The following is a 17,154-nucleotide window of genomic DNA, read 5'->3' as shown; positions in this document are numbered from 1 at the left end:
ACCACCCGGGCTCCCCGGGGGCGGTCGGTCGCGGTCTGACGCGATCCGCCGCCGCCCGGTTTCGGGCGGTGCGGCGTTCCTCCCGAAATTGCGATCAACCTCAACGCCGCTCTTCAAGGGCGCGCTGCGCTGTGCCATGGGCGACCGCAAAGGGGGCGCTCACAGCGCCGCGCCAAAGGACGGTACGAAACGATGACGGAACTGCTCAAGATCAGCCTGCCCGACGGTTCGGTGCGCGAGGTCGAGCCCGGAACGACGCCGGCTGACGTCGCCGCCGCGATCGGGCCCGGGCTCGCCAAGGCCGCGCTCGCCGCGCGCGTGAACGGGGAGGTCCGCGACATCATGCGGCCGTTGGAGCGCGATGCGGACCTCGCGCTGATCACCGCCCGTGACGAGGAAGAGGCGCTCGAACTCGTCCGCCACGACTACGCCCATGTGCTGGCCGAAGCGGTCCAGGCGCTCTGGCCGGGCACGCAGATCACCTTCGGTCCGGCGACAGACGACGGCTTCTACTACGATGTGAAGGCGCCCGACACGCGCGAGCCCTTCTCGATGGACGACCTGCCCGCGATCGAGGAGAAGATGCGTGAGATCATCCGCGCCGACAAACCGCTGCGGCGCGAGGTCTGGACGCGGGAACGGCTGATCGAGAAGTGGGAAGCCGAAGGTGAGACCTTCAAGGCCGAATGGGCGAAGGAACTGCCCGAGGACGAGGAGCTGACGGTCTACTGGTCGGGTGAGGACTGGCTCGACATGTGCCGCGGTCCGCACCTCGCCAGCACCGGCAAGCTCGACCCGCAGGCATTCAAGCTGATGCGTGTGGCCGGCGCCTACTGGCGCGGCGACCAGCGCAACGCGCAGCTCACGCGCATCTACGGCACCGGCTGGCTCAACAAGAAGCAGCTCGATGCGCATCTCCACAAGCTGGAGGAGGCCGCCAAGCGCGACCATCGCAAGCTCGGCCGCGAGATGGACCTGTTCCACTTGCAGGAGGAGGCGCACGGCAGCGTCTTCTGGCATCCGCAGGGCTACCGCGTGTGGCGCGAGCTCGAGGCCTATATGCGCCGCGCGATCGACGGCGCCGGCTACCGCGAGATCAAGACGCCGCAGGTGCTGGACGCGCGCCAGTGGGAACAGTCGGGCCACTGGGGCAAATACCGCGAGAACATGTTCGTCATCCCCGACGAGGTGCCGAACGTCGAGGACGAGGGTCCGCTGGTCTCCGACGCGGCCGAGTGGATGGCCCTCAAGCCGATGAACTGCCCGGCGCACGTGCTGGTGTTCAAGCAGGGCATCAAGTCCTACCGCGACCTTCCGTTGCGCCTCTACGAGAACGGCTGCTGCCACCGCAACGAGCCGCACGGCGCGCTTCACGGGCTGATGCGCGTGCGCCAGTTCACGCAGGATGATGCGCACATCTTCTGCCGCGAGGACCAGATCGTCGAGGAAGTGCGCAAGTTTTGCGAGCTGGCGGACCGGGTCTACAGGGACTTCGGCTTCACCTACGAGATCAAGCTCGCGCTGCGGCCGGAAAAGCGCTTCGGATCGGATGCCGACTGGGATCTCGCCGAGGCGGAACTGCGCAGCGCGGTGATCGAGGCGGGGCTCGCCACGGACGAGTACGGCTGGGAGGAGCTCCCGGGGGAAGGCGCGTTCTACGCACCCAAGCTCGAATGGCACCTGACCGACGCAATCGGCCGCACCTGGCAGGTCGGCACGATCCAGTCCGACCGCGTCCTGCCCGAGCGGCTCGACGCGAGCTATATCGGGGAGGACGGGGAGAAGCACCGCCCGATCATGCTCCACCGCGCCATCTTCGGCTCCTACGAGCGTTTCATCGGCATCCTGATCGAACATTTCGCGGGCCGCCTGCCGGCATGGCTCGCCCCCACACAGGCGGTCGTGGCGACGATCGTTTCCGATGCGGACGATTATGCGCGAGACGCCGTTCGCAAGCTCGAAGCGGCGGGTATCCGGGTCGAGAGCGATCTTCGCAACGAGAAGATCAACTACAAGGTGCGCGAGCACAGCCTGGCCAAGGTCCCCCACCTGCTGGTCGTCGGCAAGCGCGAGGCGGATGAGGGCACCGTCGCGGTCCGCACGCTCGGCGAGCAGCAGCAGAAGGTCATGCCGCTCGAGGAGGCGATCGCGATGCTTCGCGAGGCCGCGACCCCGCCCGACCTGCGGTGAAGATCCGCCGAGGATCGCCGGCGGACGTTCCGCGCGCGCTCGAAATATGGCGTGCGGCGGTCGATGCGACGCATGGCTTCCTGACGCCCGAGGATCGCCTCGAGATCGACCGCATGGTGGCGGAGCAGTTCCTGCCTCGGGCCGAGCTGTGGCTCGCCGAGGATGGCGACGGACACGTTCGCGGATTCCTCGTGATGGAGGGTGAGGAGATCGACGCGCTGTTCGTCGATCCCGCGGTGCACGGGAAGGGCTATGGCACGGCCCTGGTCGAGCACGCGCTCACTCTGTCGCCGCATGCGACGGTCGAGGCAAGCGAGCAGGCCAGCAATGCGCTGCCGTTCTACGAGGCACGCGGCTTCGTGCGGATCGGGCGATCGGAAACCGATCCGCAAGGGCGCCCTTATCCGCTCGTCCGGTTGCGCTACGCGGGAGGCATGGGCAACCGGTCGAGCGAGGAATGCTGATCGCCGATTTCACCCTGCTTCAGATCGCGGTGGCGCTGGCGAGCGGATTCGGCGCGGCGTTCGTGCGCGGGCTTACGGGGTTCGGCATGGCGATCCTGCTGGTGCCGGTGCTCGCGCTGGCGCTCACGCCGGTGGAGGCGGTGCTGGTGACCAATACCGTCTCGCTGCTGCTCGGGCTCAGCGAGTTCAGACGTCTGCGTCAGCATGCCGAGCGCTCCGCCTGGGTCATTGCCGGCCTGGTCCTCCTCGCGACGCTTCCCGGGCTGGCCGTGCTCTCTGCCACCCCCGCGCCGCTCGCGCGGCTCCTGATCGCGCTGGTCGCGCTCTCCGCATTTGCAGCCATCCTGCTCCCGTCTCGCCCGGCCGATCTTCCGGGCAAGGCGACGACCGCGCTGACTGGGCTTTCAAGCGGGTTCCTGACCGGCTTCGCCGGAATGCCAGGCCCACCCGTGGTCCCGTACTACGTCGGGCGGGCGATACCGCGGGCAATGGCGAAGGCGTCGATGATCCTGATCTTCACCTTCGCTTCGGGAGCCGGACTTGCTTCGGGCGCCCTCCTGGGAGAGCTGCACTGGCGTCAGCTTGCGCTGGGCGCGGCGCTTCTGCCTATTGTGCTGCTCGGCAACTGGTTGGGGAGCCTTGCGTTCGGCCGGATCGCCGACGCCACATGGCGGATCTTCGTGGCCGTGGTGCTGGCAGCAGCGGCGATCGCCGCGCTGATCAAGCTGCTATAGGGACAAGCCCGGCAACGCGGCGTCCGCCGCGATCAGCGCCAGCGCGCATCCTGCCACTACGGCCATGCGCAGCGCGTCGATCGCGCGATGTCCGTTCCTGCGGGCGAGAGCGATCGCACATGCCATGCAGCCAAACCTGCGCCGCCGGCCGCTAAGGAAGCGTTAAAGACCGGATCAAAGCGCCGGCATCTGCTGGCTGGCGCAGTGAAAGCCGCCGCCGCCCGCGAGCACCGCATCGGCGGGAAGGCCGATGGTCGCTCGGTCGGGAAACAGCGCGGCGATGGCGGCGACGCCGTCCGCATCGTGGATCGAGCCGAACGTCGGCACGACGACGAGGTTCGTGGTGATTGCGAAGTTGGCGTAGCTGGCCGGCTCCACGAGATCGCCCCGCGTGATGAGCCCGGGCGAGGGGATCTCGGCCACCTCGACACCAAACGCTTCCGCGCGGTCCCTCGCATCGGCGTAGATCGCCGCGTTCGGATCGTCTCTGCCCGTGGCGCGCGGCAGCGCAAGACGCCCCGGCGCAACGAATCGGGCGAGGTTGTCGACATGCCCGTCGGTATGGTCGTTGATCAGTCCCTCGCCGAGCCATAGCACGCGATCGAAACCGAGATCGCGTGCGAGCCGCGCCTCGATCTCCTCGCGCAAGAGTTCCGGGTTGCGGTTCGGGTTGAGCAGGCACTGTTCGGTCGTGACGACGAGCCCGGTTCCGTCACCGTCGATTGCCCCGCCTTCGAGAATCCAGTCCGCTCCGGCGACGGGCAGCCCCGCCTCCTGCGCAAGCTCCGCACCGATCGTCTGGTCGCCTTCCATCAGGTACTTGCCGCCCCAGCCGTTGAACAGACAGCGCAGCGCCGAACCGTCCGTGCGGACGAGCGGTCCGGTGTCGCGCAGCCACACGTCCCCGAAGCTGCGCCGCTCGAGCTTGACCGCGCCCGAGACGAGCGAGCGTGCGCGCGCCTCGTTTGCCGCGTCACGCACCAGCAGGCGCACCTCCTGGCCGCTTTCGGCGACCGCGTTGGCGAAAGCCGCGATCTGCTCCTGTGCACGGCCGAGATAGCCGGGCCACTCGTCGGCATCGTGCGGGAAGCCGATCCACAGCCACGCCTGCGGCGCCCATTCGGGGGGCATCGAGATAGCCATCGAAAGTCGCTCCGAATGGGCGGTGGCGGTCAGCAGCCGCCGTCCGCGGCGCAGGCTTCGTCGCGGATGCGGCGGAATTCGTCGCCCTCGCGCCAATTGGGCCATGCGGTCGACATCGCCATCATCCGGCCGAGGCGATAGAACAGGCGCAGGTCCTGTTCGACGCCGGACCAGTCCCAGTTCTCGTCGTACTCGTCGCCCGCGGCGTGATAGGCCGTATCGCGGTAGCGCGCCTCGTAGGCCTCACCCGCTTCGGTGCCGCCTTCGACCAGATCCTGCCCGCCGTCGACGTAGAGCATCGGCAATCCGCGTTTGGCCATGCTGAAGTGGTCGGAGCGATAATAGTAGCCGGCCTCGGGCGATGGGTTGGGGGTACCTACACGTCCTTCGGCGGTCAGCGCCGCGGTCAGGAAATCGTCGAGCTGCGACTTGTCCGGCCCTACGACGGTCACGTCGTTTGCCGGGCCCGCGAGCGAAAGCGCGTCCATGTTCACGCCGCCGACCGTCTGTTCGAGCGGGAAAACCGGGTTGGCGCCGTAGTACTCGGAACCGAGCAGACCCTGCTCTTCCGCGGTGACGGCGAGGAACACCAGGCTCCGATCGGCCGGACCGACTTTGGCGTGCGCCTCGGCCAGCGCAATCAGCGCCGCGGTGCCGGTCGCGTTGTCGATTGCGCCGTTGCAGATCTCGTCCTCCTCGCCGGGGGCGCAGCGGCCGAGATGGTCCCAGTGCGCGGTGTGGAGCACATATTCCTCGGGGCGCTTCGCCCCTGGCAGAACGCCGATCACGTTCTTCGAAGTGAAGGTGCGCGTGTCATTCTCGAACGCGGTCGAAATCGTCGCACCGAGCGGCACGGGCTTGAAGCCTTCTTTCTTCGCGGCGGCCGAAAGCTCGGCCAGGTCGCGTCCGGTCGCCTCGAGGATCTGCTCGGCGACCGCTTTCTGCACCCAGCCGTTCATCACGGTCTGGTCGGCCCCCCCGCCTTCGCGCTGGGCATAGGCCTGCGGGCCCGACCAGCTGTTCCTCACCGTCGTCCAGGGGTACGACGCCGGGTAAGTATCGTGCACGATGATCGCGCCGGTCGCGCCCTGGCGAGCGGCTTCCTCGTACTTGTAGGTCCAGCGGCCGTAGTAGGTCATCGCCTTGCCGTTGAACGTGCCTTCCAGCGCTGTCGCTTCATAGTCGGGATCATTGACCAGGATGACCGCGGTCTTTCCGGTCATGTCGATCCCGGCGTAGTCGTTCCAGTTCTTCTCCGGCGCATTGATGCCGTACCCGACGAAGACGAGTTCGCTGTTCTCGATCTTGGTCGTCGGCGTTTCGCGGTAGGAGACGCCGACCCAGTCGTCGCCGAAATCGAAGTTCATCGTCTCGCCGTCGGCCTTCACGGTCAGCGGCGCGAAATCGCGTCCGGTGATCTCGACCAGCGGCACGTCCTGGAACCAGCTACCATTGTTGCCCGGCTCGAGCCCGGCCTTCTCGAACTGCTCGGCGATATAGGCGACGGTCTTCTCCTCGCCCGCGGTGCCTGGCAGGCGGCCCTCGAATTCGTCGGACGAGAGCGTGCGTGTCGCCTCCTTCATCGTTTCGATGGAGATTTCCGGCACTTCGACCTCAGGGATGTCGAGTGCCGTGTCGCCCTCGGGATCGCCCACGGCAACATTGCACGCGGCGAGCGCCAGCACGGCGGTGGCGGCTAGGATTCGGCGGATCATTTGCGAAACTCTCTCTCAAGACTGCGGTTGCCGCAAAACTTGGCAGGTCGCGCGCGTCGCGGCAACCCGTCCTTGTGCATGGTGTGCACTCCGGGCAGGGAGCGGACATGACGGGCGACTGGCAAGATGCGATCGCGCGGGCTCGTGCCAACGCACCCTTCCTTGCGCGCGCGCTCGACCGGCAGCCGGAACTCGAAGCGCTGCTGCGGGATGGGGACGGCGAGGTGGCACTCGCCTGGGCCCGCGAGGCGAGTGCGGGCGCGGCGACTTGCGAGATCGCCCTGCGGCGCGAGCGGCTGGGGTTGGCGGCGGCGCTGGCGGTGGGCGACCTCGCCGGAGCCTTCCCGCTCGCGCGAGTCATGGCCGAACTGTCGGACTTGGCCGACCGTGCGCTTGACCGGGCGATAGCGGAGGCGATCGCGCGCCGTGTCGAGGGCGCTGCGCCGGCGGGGTTCAGCGCCCTTGCGCTCGGCAAGCATGGCGCGGGCGAGCTCAACTACAGTTCCGACATCGATCCGATCCTGCTCTATGATCCGGCCACGCTGCCCCGCCGCGCTCGCGACGAGCCGGGGGAAGCGGCGCAGCGCTATGCCCGCGAGATCGTGCAGATGCTCTCGGCCAACAGCGCGGAAGGCTACGTCTTCCGGGTCGACCTGCGGCTGCGCCCGGCGTCCGAGGTGAGCCCGCTGGCGATCTCGTTTGATGGCGCGCTCAGCCATTACGAGAGCTCGGCGCTGGCGTGGGAGCGCGCGGCCTATATCCGTGCGCGCGCTGCGGCGGGTGACATCGACCAGGGGGAGGACTTTCTCGCCGCCATCCGCCCCTTCGTCTGGAGGCGGAGCCTCGATTTCGGGGCGATCGAGGAGATCGGCCGGCTGACCTCGCGCATCCGCGACCGGTATTCGGGGCCGACGGAGCCCGCGCCCGGCTTCAACCTCAAGCAAGGCCGGGGCGGGATCCGCGAGATTGAGTTCTTCGCGCAGACGCATCAGTTGATCCACGGCGGGCGCGACCGCTCCTTGCGTGTCCGGCAGACCCGCGCCGCGCTCGATGCGCTGGCTGCGGCCGGTCTCGTCGCGCCCGAGGATGCCGAGCTCCTCGGCCGCAGCTACGACCGTCTGCGGGTCGTCGAGCACCGGCTGCAGATGCTCGAGGACCATCAGACGCATACCCTGCCCGATGGCGAAGCACTCGACCGCGTCGCGCGGCTCGACGGTTTGGCAGACGGCGCCGCGCTGCTGGCGGAGCTGACGCCGCTATGTGCCGAGGTTGCGGCGCGGTTCGACCGGCTGCTCGACCGGCCAGGCGGTGGCGGTGGATCGCCGGCCGAGAGCGAGAGCCTGCCCGCCCGGCTCGAACGACTCGGTTTCGGGGAGCCGGAGGCGCTCGCCGAACGGATCGCGAACTGGAGCGACGGGCATATCCGCGCGTTGCGCAGCGAAGCGGCGCGCGCCTCGCTGGACGCGCTGCTCCCCCGCCTGCTCAATGCCCTGGCCGAAGCGCCCGATCCGCGCCGCGCGCTGCTGCTGTGGGAGGAACTGATCGCCAAGGCATCGAGTGCGATCAACCTGTTCCGCCTGCTCGACGCGCGCCCCGCGCTGCTAGACCAGTTGATCGGGGTGCTGACGCTTGCACCGCCACTTGCCGAGGAACTTGCGCGGCGTCCGGCCTTGCTCGATGCGCTGATCGACAAGAGTGCGCTCGACCTGCCCGGCGATGTTCCTGCGCTGGCGGAGCGGATGGCGCGCGGCGAGACCGGCGACGACTACGAGCGCGCGCTCGACCGGATTCGGGTGGTGACCGGCGAGACGCGCTTCGCTCTCGGCGTGCAGCTTATTCAGGGCGAGCACGATCCGCTCGATATCGCGGCCGCACTGTCGCGAACCGCCGAGGCTGCGCTGGAAATTGCCGCACGCACCACGCAGGACGATTTCGCGGTCAAGCACGGCGTCGTGCCGGGCGGAGAACTGCTGGTGCTCGGCCTCGGGCGGCTCGGCGGCGGCGCGCTGACGCATGCGTCCGACCTCGACATCGTCTATCTCTTCACCGGCGATCACGGCGCCGAATCCGACGGTACACGGCCGCTTGGCGCGACGCTCTACTTCAATCGTCTCGCGCAGCGAGTCGGCGGCGCACTGAGCGTGCCGACGGCGCAAGGCGCACTCTACGAGGTCGATACACGCCTCCGCCCGCAAGGCGCACAGGGGCCGCTTGCGGTCAGCCTCGACAGCTTTGCCCGCTACCAGCGCGAGGATGCCTGGACCTGGGAGCATATGGCGCTCACCCGCGCGCGGCCGTTGATCGGCTCGCCCAAAGCACGATCGGCCCTGGAAAGCATCATCGCCGACGTTCTGCTGCGTCCGCGCGATCCCGAACGGCTGCGCGCGGACGTACTGAGAATGCGCAGCGAGATGGCCGCCAACAAGCCCGCGCGCGGACCGCTCGATGCCAAGCTGCTACGCGGCGGGCTGGTCGATCTGGAGTTCCTGATCCATTACCTGCAACTGCGCGACCAGGCCTGCATCCTGCCGGATCTGGGGCAGGCCATCCCCGGCCTGACCGAGCGCGGGAGCCTGCCCGGTGAAATGGCGGAGGCCGAGCGGATGATGACGCGTCTGCTCGTGGCGGGCCGGCTGCTCGCCCCCGAACTCGATCAGCCCACGCCGGCAGCAGCCCGGGCGCTGGCCCGCGCCTGCCGGTGCGAGAGCCTCGATGAGGTCTTGCGTGAGTTGGGGAAGGCGCGGCAGTGCGTCGCCGCCACCTGGCACGAGGTGTTCGAAGAAAAACTGGAGACCGAGCAATGAGCGACTTTCCGAAAGCCGGCGAACCGATGCCCGATATCGCGATGGAAACGCCCGATGGCGGCAGGGTGAAGCCTTCGGACTTTCGCGGGCGCAAGCTGGTGGTGTTCTTCTATCCGAAGGACAACACGCCAGGCTGCACGACCGAGGCGAAGGACTTCACTGCGCTTGCCGGCGAATTCGAGAAGGCCGGTGTCGCGCTGCTCGGGGTGAGCAAGGACTCGCCGCAGAAGCACCGCAACTTCATCGCCAAGCACGATCTGAAGGTCCCGCTGGCGACCGACGCGGAAGACGGCGGCCTGTCCGACGCGCTCGGGATCTGGACCGAGAAGAAGCTGTACGGAAAGACTTTCATCGGCATGATCCGCAGTACCTACCTCGTCGATGCGGGCGGGAAGATTGCTCGCATCTGGAGCAAGGTGAAGGTCAAAGGCCACGCCGAGGAGGTACTCGAGGCGGCGAAGGCGCTTTGAGCGAAACGCGTGAATCGGTTGCCGCGGCAATCCGCGGCGCGCTGCTGGCCGGCGAGCCGAAGGCCAAGGTCTTCGCGGCGCGGGATGTCGCGCGCCGCTGGCGCCTCGGGCGGCTCGACTGGCGGTTCGATGTCGCGATGCCCGAACGTCCCGCCGCGCCGGCACGGCCCGAGCTGCTCCCGCCCAACCGCATGCCCAAACGCGGCAAGGCGGGGTCGGAGCGCGGGCGGATCGCCCTGTGGCATGCCCTCGCGCATATCGAATTCGTCGCAATCGACCTCGCGCTCGACATGGCCGGGCGGTTCGGAAGCGAGATGGGACGCGAGTTCGTGAGCGACTTCCTCTCGGTCGCGGCCGATGAGGCGATGCACTTCGCGTTGCTTGATCGCAAGCTCCGCCGTCTCGGCAGCCACTACGGCGCGCTGCCCGCGCACGGGGGCTTGTGGCAGGCGGCGCACGACACGCGGCACGACGCGCGCGCGCGGCTCGCCGTCGTGCCGATGGTGCTGGAGGCGCGCGGGCTCGACGTCACCCCGGCCACGCGCGACCGGGTGCGGGTGCAGGGCGATGAAGACGGCGCCCGAATCCTTCAGCGAATCCTTGACGACGAGATTCGCCACGTCCGCTTCGGCACAAAGCATTTTATCGCAAGTTGTGACGAAGCGGGCGAAATACCTGAGAAGTGTTGGAAAATGCTGGTGGAAAGGCACTTTCGCGGCGCGCTGAAGCCACCATTCAACGACTCGGCGCGTTCGGCAGCCGGTTTGTCGCGAGAGTTCTACGCCGCTATTGCCAGTTAAACCCACCCCCGGTTAGGCCTCCAATCATTGAGACGGAGGAGGGTTCCCAGTCTCGCAGAAAATTTTCGCGCCGGTGACGGGTATCCCGGCGTGCACGGATCGCTGCGGCTCAAGGGTCGCAAACAAGAGGACGGGATCTTGGTCGCAATTCTCAGCAATCGGCGAATCGCCAAAGCCGCGGCAGCGGCAGGCGCCGCGTTTCTCGCCATCGCCGCAAGTCCGGCAATGGCGAACTCCAGCGCAGCAGCCGCAGCCGACATGACCGCTCCTGTGCAGGACGCGCAAAAGTCGGTCGGCGGGGACGCGCAGTTCCGCGAACTCTTTGCAAGCTGGCGCTCGCTGGACGGCGACCGCGCCGCACAGCCGGTCGCAAGCACGGGTATCTCGGTTCCCTCGCGCATGCCGCTCGATGGCGCGCAGCTCACCAGCGACTACGGCATGCGCACCCATCCGGTGCTCGGCGGCCGCCGTTCGCACAAGGGGGTCGATCTTGCCGCGCCGACCGGCACCCCGGTCTATGCGACGGCCGATGGCATCGTCGGTCGGGCCGACTGGTTCAGCAGCTACGGCCTCTATATCCAGATCGAACACGGCGCGAAGCTCCAGACGCGTTTTGCGCACTTGTCGAAGCTCGCCGTGGCCAATGGTCAGCGGGTCAAGAAGGGCGACCTGATTGGCTATGTCGGCTCGACCGGCCGCTCGACCGGTCCGCATCTTCATTATGAAGTCCGCATCGATGGCGAGGCGGTCAATCCGATCCCCTACATGGTCGAAACCGAAGCGCAGCAGGCTTTCGCACTGGCGACCGGCCGAGGCGGCATGGGTGGCGGCGAGGAATAGATTTCACGCCTCGGGAGAGGGGCGGAAGGCAGGCATGGGAGAGGATGCCTGACAAAAAGGCGGCGGGAGCGATCCCGCCGCCTTTTTTCTTGCCGTGCAGGCGCGCGGAGCTAGGTTTCGAATCACAACGAGACGCCGGAAGGGCGCCGTGAGTGGAGAGAAACCGACGATGCATCCCATCACCCATGCCGAAACCCGTGCCGACCGTCCCGCGATCGTGATCGCAGGATCCGGCGAGACGGTCACCTATGCCGAGCTCGACCGCACCGCCAATCGCTTCGCGCACTTCCTCCGCGCGCACGGCCTCGGGCGCGACGATGCATTCGGCCTGCTGATGGAGAACAACGCGCTCTACCTCCAGCTCGTGTGGGGATCGCAGCGCGCGGGCACGATGCTGGTCCCGGTCTCGACCCGCCTCACCGCGCCCGAGATCGTCTACATCCTGAAGGACAGCGGTGCGAAGCTGCTGATCACCTCTACGCAGTTTGCCGATGTCACCGAGGGTGTTCGCCGCGAATGTCCCGATCTGCCCGTGTTCGTGCTCGGCGGAGAGGGCGATGCTGCCCTCGAAGCAGCGATTGCGGTGCAGCCTGCCGAACCGATCGCCGACCAGTGCCCCGGGCTCTACATGCTCTATTCCTCGGGCACGACCGGGCGGCCCAAAGGCATTCGCCCGCCGCGGCCGCAGGACGACGACGTCCAGGCGGCGCATGCGCTGGTCATGCTGGCGGTGATGGGGCCGGGGATGCCGGCGGACGGGGAGATGGTCTACCTCTCACCTGCCCCGCTCTATCACGCCGCGCCGCTCGCCTGGTGCTGCACCGTTCATCGGCTGGGCGGCACCGTAGTGATCATGGAGAAGTTCGATCCCGAGGCCGCGTTGGCCGCGATCGAGAAATACCAGGTGACCGACAGCCAGTGGGTGCCGACGCACTTCGTGCGGATGCTCAAACTCGATGATGCGGTGCGCGAGCGCTACGACCTTTCAAGCCACCAGCGCGCCATCCATGCCGCGGCACCCTGTCCGATTCCCGTCAAGCAGGCGATGATAGCGTGGTGGGGGCCGATCCTGATCGAGTATTACGCCGGATCGGAGGGTATCGGGATGACGCTGATCCGCAGCGATGCCTGGCTTTCGCACCCCGGTTCGGTTGGCCCGGCGCTCCATGGCACGATCCATGTCTGCGGGCCTGACGGCGAGGAATTACCGCCCGGCACCGATGGATTGATCTATTTCGAGAACGACACGATCCCGACATACCACAATGATCCGGACAAGACGGCCGAGGCAATGCATCCCGAAGGCTGGATGACGCTGGGCGATATCGGACACGTCGACGACGACGGCTTTCTCTATTTGACCGACCGCAAGAGCCACATGATCATATCCGGCGGGGTGAACATCTACCCGCAAGAGATCGAAAATCTGCTCGTCACGCACGACAAGGTGATGGACGCTGCGGTAATCGGCGCGCCCGATTCCGACTTGGGGGAGAAAGTCGTGGCAGTGATCCAGCCACGCGACATGGCGGAGGCGGGTGCAGGGCTCGAGGCCGAGCTGCGCGAATTCCTCGCGCCGCAGCTTGCGCGGCTCAAGATGCCCCGGCAGTTCGACTTCCGCCCCGACCTCCCGCGCGAAGCGAACGGCAAGCTCTACAAGCGCGAGCTGCGCGACGAGTACGCGGCCATGGCGCGCGAGGACGCCTAGCCGAGCAGCCGGTTGGCGATCGCCCGGACTTCCTCGCCCATATCATCGCGTTCGAGCGCCAGGGCGAGCGTTGCCTCGACGAAACCGGTCTTGCTGCCGCAGTCGAAACGGCGGCCGGCGAAGGTCACCGCGTGGAACGGCTGCCCGCCGATCATCCGTGCCATGGCGTCGGTGAGCTGGATCTCGCCGCCCGCGCCTTTCTCCTGATCCTCGAGCGTGCGCATGACCTCGGGCTGGAGGATGTAACGCCCCGACACGATCTTGTTCGAGGGTGCTTCGCTGGCGGGCGGCTTCTCGACCAGGCCGCGCACCTCGGTCAGTGCGCCACGCACTTCGCCCGGGTCGATCACGCCGTAGCTGGAGACTTCCTCCCTTGGGACCTCGAGCACGCTGATGAGATTGCCGCCCACTTCTTCATAGGCTACCACCATCTGCTTCATGCAGCCCGGCTCGCCGATCATCAGTTCGTCAGGCAGGAGAATTGCGAAGGGCTCGTCGCCGACGATCGCGCGCGCGCACCAGATCGCGTGGCCGAGGCCGAGCGGTACCTGCTGGCGCACGGTGATGATGTCGCCGGGCGTGAAGCGCGTCGCCTCGAGAATGCCGAGGTCCTTGCCGCGCTCGCTCATTGTCGTCTCGAGCTCGAAGGCGATGTCGAAATGCTCGACGATCGCCGTCTTGCCGCGCCCGGTGACGAAGATCATTTGCTCGATCCCCGCCTCGCGCGCCTCGTCCACCGCATACTGGATCAGCGGCCGGTCCACGATCGGCAGCAGTTCCTTCGGAATGGCCTTGGTCGCGGGGAGAAAGCGGGTGCCGAGGCCGGCTACGGGGAAAACGGCTTTTCGGATCGGTTTGCGTGCGCTCATGGCAAATGGATAGGTAGCGACGGGGGGCTGCGCAACCGGCGACTTGCGGGCGCATCGATTCACGCTAAACGCTCGCCCATGGACAAGATCATCATCGAAGGCGGCAAGCGGCTGGCGGGATCCATTCCGATCTCAGGCGCGAAGAATGCCGCGCTTACTCTCATTCCCTGCGCGCTGTTGACCGAGGAACCGCTGACGCTGCGCAACCTGCCGCGGCTGGCGGACATCGACGGGTTCCAGCACCTGATGAACCAGTTCGGGATCACGACCTCGATCCAGGGCACCCGGCCCGAGGATTTCGGTCGCGTGATGACCCTGGAAGCGCCGCGGATCACCTCGACCGTCGCGCCTTACGAACTGGTGCGCAAGATGCGCGCCTCGATCCTCGTGCTCGGCCCGATGCTGGCGCGCATGGGCGAGGCGACCGTTTCGCTGCCCGGCGGCTGCGCGATCGGAAACCGCCCGATCGACTTGCACCTCAGGGCGATCGAAGCGTTCGGGGCGGAGATCGAGCTCGCCCAAGGCTACGTCCGGGCCCGCGCACCGGACGGCGGGCTGCCCGGCGGCGAGTTCGACTTTCCGGTGGTCTCGGTCGGCGCGACCGAAAACGCGCTGATGGCGGCGGTTCTCGCCAACGGCACCTCGCGCCTGTTCAACGCCGCGCGCGAACCCGAGATCGTCGATCTCTGCAACCTGCTGGTGGCGATGGGCGCGCAGATCGAGGGCATCGGCACCTCCGACCTGACGATCCACGGCGTGCGGCGGCTGCACGGGGCGACCTACCGCGTGATGGCCGACCGGATCGAGGCCGGCTCTTACGCCTGCGCCGCGGCGATCACGGGAGGTGAGGTCCTGCTAGAAGGCGCAAAGGCCGAGGAGATGCAGGCGACGCTCCATGCGCTGCGCAACATCGGCATTCATGTCGAGAACGAAACGAAGGGCGTGCGCATCGGTGCGAACGGGCGGCTGCGGGCGACGAACCTCTCGACCGCCCCCTATCCCGGCCTCGCCACGGACATGCAGGCGCAGTTGATGGCGCTCCTCACCCGTGCCGAGGGCACAAGCGTATTGACCGAGACGATCTTCGAGAACCGCTACATGCACGTGCCGGAGCTCAACCGCATGGGCGCAAACATCGAAACTTCGGGTCGCACGGCTATCGTGCACGGCGTCACGCGGCTGACTGGTGCCGAAGTCATGGCTACCGACCTGCGCGCCTCGATGAGCCTCGTCATCGCCGGACTTGCGGCGGAGGGACAGACGCAGGTGCGGCGTCTCTACCACCTGGACCGGGGCTACGAGCGCCTGGAGGAGAAGCTTGCTCTGGTCGGCGCGCAAGTCGAACGGATCGGCGATGAGTAGCTTCGCCGCTGCGGACCTTTCCGCCCGATGCCGCGTTGGCGAGAGGAAAGGAGTTCGATCATGGCATTGCTCAAAATGGCGGCGCTCGGCGCCCTAGGCTACGTCGGATACAAGTACTACGAGAAGCACAAGGGCGAAGACCGCGCGGCCTTCGACGGCAACCAGGGCGACGGGAACGTCCGCGACGCGGGCCCGGAAGCCATGCGCGACAAACCCAAGCGCGCATGGAGCAAGGCCGACGAGGCGAGCGACCAGAGCTTCCCCGCCAGCGATCCCCCGGCTACCTACTGAGCTCGAGGGCGGAGGCCACCAGCCACAGACGGATCGCGCCGGCCAGCCCCGGCGGCTGCTCGGCCTGGATTCGCTCTTCATCGATTCGCGCAACAAGCGCGTTGAGCGGTACGCCCTCGCGTTCCGCCGCGGCGCGCAGCATGTCCCAGAACAGCGGCTCGAGGCTGATGGAGGTCTTGTGCCCCGCAATTTCAATCGAGCGCTTGAGCGGCGGATGATAGGGTGTGGCCATGGGGTCCGCCTAGCAGGTCGGCGCGGATTTGGCGCGGCTGTTGCTGTCGCCCGGGCGTCAGCGCGATCGCTCTCGGGATTGTTGCCGCCGCGCATATCTGAGCGACCTCGTCCTGATGAAACCTTCAGGTGTGCAAAGCGGGGCCAGGCGGTATTCTCGCGGCGGTGAGCGCTCCTGGATCGCGCTCCGATTGGTGATCTGGAGAATGGTCCGTGTCCGAACAGATGCTCTTCCGCAACGTGATGGGGATCACTCCAGGCAGTCTCGATCCGTTCAGGAAAGCGGTGAAAGAAGCCATCGAGTTCGTCGAACGGAACGCTCCCCAGCTCATGGTGCGAACCTACATCGACGAGCGGCAGATGCGTGCAGTGAGCTTTCAACTCTATCGGAACTCGCAGGACGTTCTGCGGCACTGGGAGCTGTCCGATCCCTACATCCGGAACGTCGGGGGGAATTGCACGGTGGAATCGTTCGAAGTCTATGGCGAGCCGAGCGAAGAGGTGCTCGCCGGCCTCGTCCGCGTCTTCCCCGACGGACGGCTGTGCGTGATGGGTCCGCTGGCCGGTTTTTCCCGCTTCTAGCCGTGTGAGCCGCGACTGGGAGGAACTGCTCGCGGCGTCGGTCCGTTCTGCCCCTACGATGATGCTCCGGAACCGCGACACGAGGCATGGCTAGCCAGGCGGCGAACCAGCATCCCAATCGGGAATATGCCGTCGAGCTGGCGCGGGCCTTCGGGGGCGCGATCATCTTCGGTCTGCCGAATCTGATGACGATGGAGATGTGGTTCCTCGGCTTCTATCTCGATCGCCCGCGCCTGATCCTCTTCCTGCTCGTCAATTTTGCGATTCTAATGGGGCTCTCCCGCTTCTCCGGCTTCGAGGAGACCGCGAGTGTGAAGGAGGATTTGCTGGATGCATTGGCGGCGTACGGGGTAGGCGTGATTGCATCCGCTGCCACTCTCGCGATTTTCGGCATCCTGCTGCCCGGCATGTCGATGGGAGAGATTGTCGGCAAGATCGCCGTGCAGAGCGTTCCGGCCAGCTTCGGTGCGATTATTGCGCGCCAGCAAATGAGGGGCAAGAGCGAAGAGGAACAGGAGGAGGAGCGAGATGTCGCGGAACGTCGTGGCGGCTATGGGTGGCAGCTGTTCCTGATGGTGGCTGGCGCGCTGTTCCTGGCTTTCAACCTCGCGCCGACCGAGGAAATGGTCCTGATCGGGTTCAAGATGTCGCCCTGGCACGCCGTTGCGCTGGTGCTCGTCTCGGTCCTTGCGCTTCACGCTTTCGTTTATGCGGTTGGCTTTGCCGGGCAGGAGCGTCCACCGGAGGGAAGCGGCTTCTGGCGCCTGTTCGTCTGCTACACGATCGCGGGCTACGGCGTGGCGCTGCTCGTCAGCCTTTATGTGCTGTGGACCTTCGGCCGAATGGATGGCGCGGATCTCGGGCAGATCGCATCGATGACGGCGGTGCTCGCGTTTCCGGCGGCGATCGGTGCGGCTATCGCGCGGCTCGTGGTTTGATCGGAGCAAGGCG

Annotated in this window: 17 protein-coding genes; 12 read left to right on the top strand and 5 right to left on the bottom strand. The window is 66.9% G+C overall.

Annotated features, from left to right (window positions below; genetic code table 11):
* Positions 1-192 precede the first annotated feature (192 nt).
* From thrS to ETX26_RS11940, 3 genes are read left to right on the top strand one after another with little or no spacing between them, the layout of a single operon-like run.
* Positions 193-2,190, top strand: a complete 1,998-nt coding sequence (gene thrS / locus ETX26_RS11950; RefSeq protein WP_129524897.1) for a threonine--tRNA ligase — start codon at positions 193-195, stop codon at positions 2,188-2,190.
* Positions 2,187-2,654, top strand: coding sequence for an acetyltransferase (locus ETX26_RS11945; RefSeq protein WP_129524896.1), 468 nt, complete (start codon positions 2,187-2,189; stop codon positions 2,652-2,654). The genes thrS and ETX26_RS11945 overlap by 4 nt, the downstream gene beginning before the upstream one ends.
* Positions 2,648-3,388, top strand: a complete 741-nt coding sequence (locus ETX26_RS11940; RefSeq protein WP_129524895.1) for a sulfite exporter TauE/SafE family protein — start codon at positions 2,648-2,650, stop codon at positions 3,386-3,388. Before ETX26_RS11945 ends, ETX26_RS11940 begins: the two co-directional genes overlap by 7 nt.
* On the opposite strand, the gene ETX26_RS14535 is transcribed toward ETX26_RS11940, so the two are convergent.
* The 3 genes from ETX26_RS14535 to ETX26_RS11930 are packed head-to-tail and all read right to left on the bottom strand — an operon-like array spanning position 3,383 to position 6,246.
* Positions 3,383-3,514 carry a hypothetical protein gene (locus ETX26_RS14535; protein WP_263853392.1) on the bottom strand — a complete coding sequence of 44 codons (132 nt, stop codon included), beginning with the start codon at positions 3,512-3,514 and terminating at the stop codon, positions 3,383-3,385. The two genes, ETX26_RS11940 and ETX26_RS14535, sit on opposite strands and share 6 nt — an antisense overlap.
* A 48-nt stretch (positions 3,515-3,562) precedes the next feature.
* Positions 3,563-4,531 carry an agmatine deiminase family protein gene (locus tag ETX26_RS11935; RefSeq protein ID WP_129524894.1) on the bottom strand — a complete coding sequence of 323 codons (969 nt, stop codon included), beginning with the start codon at positions 4,529-4,531 and terminating at the stop codon, positions 3,563-3,565.
* Positions 4,532-4,560: 29 nt separating this feature from the next.
* A complete protein-coding gene (locus tag ETX26_RS11930; RefSeq protein WP_129524893.1) occupies positions 4,561-6,246 on the bottom strand; it encodes a M28 family metallopeptidase in 1,686 nt (561 codons plus the stop codon).
* 107 nt (positions 6,247-6,353) lie between these two features.
* Between ETX26_RS11930 and glnE the strand changes: the two genes are divergently transcribed.
* The 5 genes from glnE (at position 6,354) to ETX26_RS11905 (ending at position 12,868) form a co-directional block, all read left to right on the top strand.
* Entirely contained in the window at positions 6,354-9,050 is a 2,697-nt protein-coding gene (gene glnE, locus ETX26_RS11925) for a bifunctional [glutamate--ammonia ligase]-adenylyl-L-tyrosine phosphorylase/[glutamate--ammonia-ligase] adenylyltransferase (protein ID WP_129524892.1), read from the top strand.
* Entirely contained in the window at positions 9,047-9,520 is a 474-nt protein-coding gene (locus ETX26_RS11920; RefSeq protein ID WP_129524891.1) for a peroxiredoxin, read from the top strand. Before glnE ends, ETX26_RS11920 begins: the two co-directional genes overlap by 4 nt.
* Positions 9,517-10,320: a ferritin-like domain-containing protein gene (locus ETX26_RS11915; RefSeq protein ID WP_129524890.1), complete on the top strand. Its 804-nt coding sequence runs from the start codon at positions 9,517-9,519 to the stop codon at positions 10,318-10,320. The genes ETX26_RS11920 and ETX26_RS11915 overlap by 4 nt, the downstream gene beginning before the upstream one ends.
* Before the next feature lie 147 nt (positions 10,321-10,467).
* Entirely contained in the window at positions 10,468-11,160 is a 693-nt protein-coding gene (locus ETX26_RS11910; RefSeq protein WP_404825316.1) for a M23 family metallopeptidase, read from the top strand.
* A 169-nt stretch (positions 11,161-11,329) separates the two neighbouring features.
* Positions 11,330-12,868 carry an acyl-CoA synthetase gene (locus tag ETX26_RS11905; protein WP_129524889.1) on the top strand — a complete coding sequence of 513 codons (1,539 nt, stop codon included), beginning with the start codon at positions 11,330-11,332 and terminating at the stop codon, positions 12,866-12,868.
* Here ETX26_RS11905 and galU read toward each other — a convergent pair.
* Positions 12,865-13,737 carry a UTP--glucose-1-phosphate uridylyltransferase GalU gene (gene galU / locus ETX26_RS11900; RefSeq protein ID WP_129524888.1) on the bottom strand — a complete coding sequence of 291 codons (873 nt, stop codon included), beginning with the start codon at positions 13,735-13,737 and terminating at the stop codon, positions 12,865-12,867. The two genes, ETX26_RS11905 and galU, sit on opposite strands and share 4 nt — an antisense overlap.
* Positions 13,738-13,815: 78 nt before the next feature.
* Between galU and murA the strand changes: the two genes are divergently transcribed.
* Both murA and ETX26_RS11890 read left to right on the top strand, forming a co-directional pair.
* The gene (murA, locus tag ETX26_RS11895; protein WP_129524887.1) at positions 13,816-15,099 is read left to right on the top strand and encodes a UDP-N-acetylglucosamine 1-carboxyvinyltransferase; all 1,284 of its coding nucleotides are present in this window, start codon (positions 13,816-13,818) and stop codon (positions 15,097-15,099) included.
* A gap of 60 nt (positions 15,100-15,159) precedes the next feature.
* The gene (locus ETX26_RS11890; protein WP_129524886.1) at positions 15,160-15,390 is read left to right on the top strand and encodes a hypothetical protein; all 231 of its coding nucleotides are present in this window, start codon (positions 15,160-15,162) and stop codon (positions 15,388-15,390) included.
* Here ETX26_RS11890 and ETX26_RS11885 read toward each other — a convergent pair.
* Positions 15,380-15,622, bottom strand: coding sequence for a ribbon-helix-helix domain-containing protein (locus ETX26_RS11885; RefSeq protein WP_129524885.1), 243 nt, complete (start codon positions 15,620-15,622; stop codon positions 15,380-15,382). The two genes, ETX26_RS11890 and ETX26_RS11885, sit on opposite strands and share 11 nt — an antisense overlap.
* A gap of 212 nt (positions 15,623-15,834) precedes the next feature.
* Between ETX26_RS11885 and ETX26_RS11880 the strand changes: the two genes are divergently transcribed.
* Together ETX26_RS11880 and ETX26_RS11875 are read left to right on the top strand one after the other, a co-directional pair.
* The gene (locus tag ETX26_RS11880; RefSeq protein WP_129524884.1) at positions 15,835-16,203 is read left to right on the top strand and encodes a hypothetical protein; all 369 of its coding nucleotides are present in this window, start codon (positions 15,835-15,837) and stop codon (positions 16,201-16,203) included.
* Positions 16,204-16,289: 86 nt separating this feature from the next.
* Positions 16,290-17,141, top strand: coding sequence for a TIGR02587 family membrane protein (locus ETX26_RS11875; RefSeq protein ID WP_129524883.1), 852 nt, complete (start codon positions 16,290-16,292; stop codon positions 17,139-17,141).
* Positions 17,142-17,154: the final 13 nt, after the last annotated feature.

Source organism: Pelagerythrobacter rhizovicinus (assembly GCF_004135625.1).
Lineage (GTDB): Bacteria > Pseudomonadota > Alphaproteobacteria > Sphingomonadales > Sphingomonadaceae > Pelagerythrobacter > Pelagerythrobacter rhizovicinus.
Note: the sequence above shows the minus strand (reverse complement) of the source record. Positions and strands in the feature narration are given on the sequence as shown.

Excerpts from the sequence above, each read along its gene's own strand:
- thrS (WP_129524897.1), top strand. The coding sequence starts at position 193 with ATGACGGAACTGCTCAAGATCAGCCTGCCCGACGGTTCGGTGCGCGAG.
- ETX26_RS11940 (WP_129524895.1), top strand. The coding sequence starts at position 2,648 with ATGCTGATCGCCGATTTCACCCTGCTTCAGATCGCGGTGGCGCTGGCG.
- ETX26_RS14535 (WP_263853392.1), bottom strand. The coding sequence starts at position 3,514 with ATGGCATGTGCGATCGCTCTCGCCCGCAGGAACGGACATCGCGCGATC.
- ETX26_RS11935 (WP_129524894.1), bottom strand. The coding sequence starts at position 4,531 with ATGGCTATCTCGATGCCCCCCGAATGGGCGCCGCAGGCGTGGCTGTGG.
- ETX26_RS11930 (WP_129524893.1), bottom strand. The coding sequence starts at position 6,246 with ATGATCCGCCGAATCCTAGCCGCCACCGCCGTGCTGGCGCTCGCCGCG.
- glnE (WP_129524892.1), top strand. The coding sequence starts at position 6,354 with ATGACGGGCGACTGGCAAGATGCGATCGCGCGGGCTCGTGCCAACGCA.
- ETX26_RS11920 (WP_129524891.1), top strand. The coding sequence starts at position 9,047 with ATGAGCGACTTTCCGAAAGCCGGCGAACCGATGCCCGATATCGCGATG.
- ETX26_RS11905 (WP_129524889.1), top strand. The coding sequence starts at position 11,330 with ATGCATCCCATCACCCATGCCGAAACCCGTGCCGACCGTCCCGCGATC.
- galU (WP_129524888.1), bottom strand. The coding sequence starts at position 13,737 with ATGAGCGCACGCAAACCGATCCGAAAAGCCGTTTTCCCCGTAGCCGGC.
- murA (WP_129524887.1), top strand. The coding sequence starts at position 13,816 with ATGGACAAGATCATCATCGAAGGCGGCAAGCGGCTGGCGGGATCCATT.
- ETX26_RS11890 (WP_129524886.1), top strand. The coding sequence starts at position 15,160 with ATGGCATTGCTCAAAATGGCGGCGCTCGGCGCCCTAGGCTACGTCGGA.
- ETX26_RS11885 (WP_129524885.1), bottom strand. The coding sequence starts at position 15,622 with ATGGCCACACCCTATCATCCGCCGCTCAAGCGCTCGATTGAAATTGCG.
- ETX26_RS11875 (WP_129524883.1), top strand. The coding sequence starts at position 16,290 with ATGGCTAGCCAGGCGGCGAACCAGCATCCCAATCGGGAATATGCCGTC.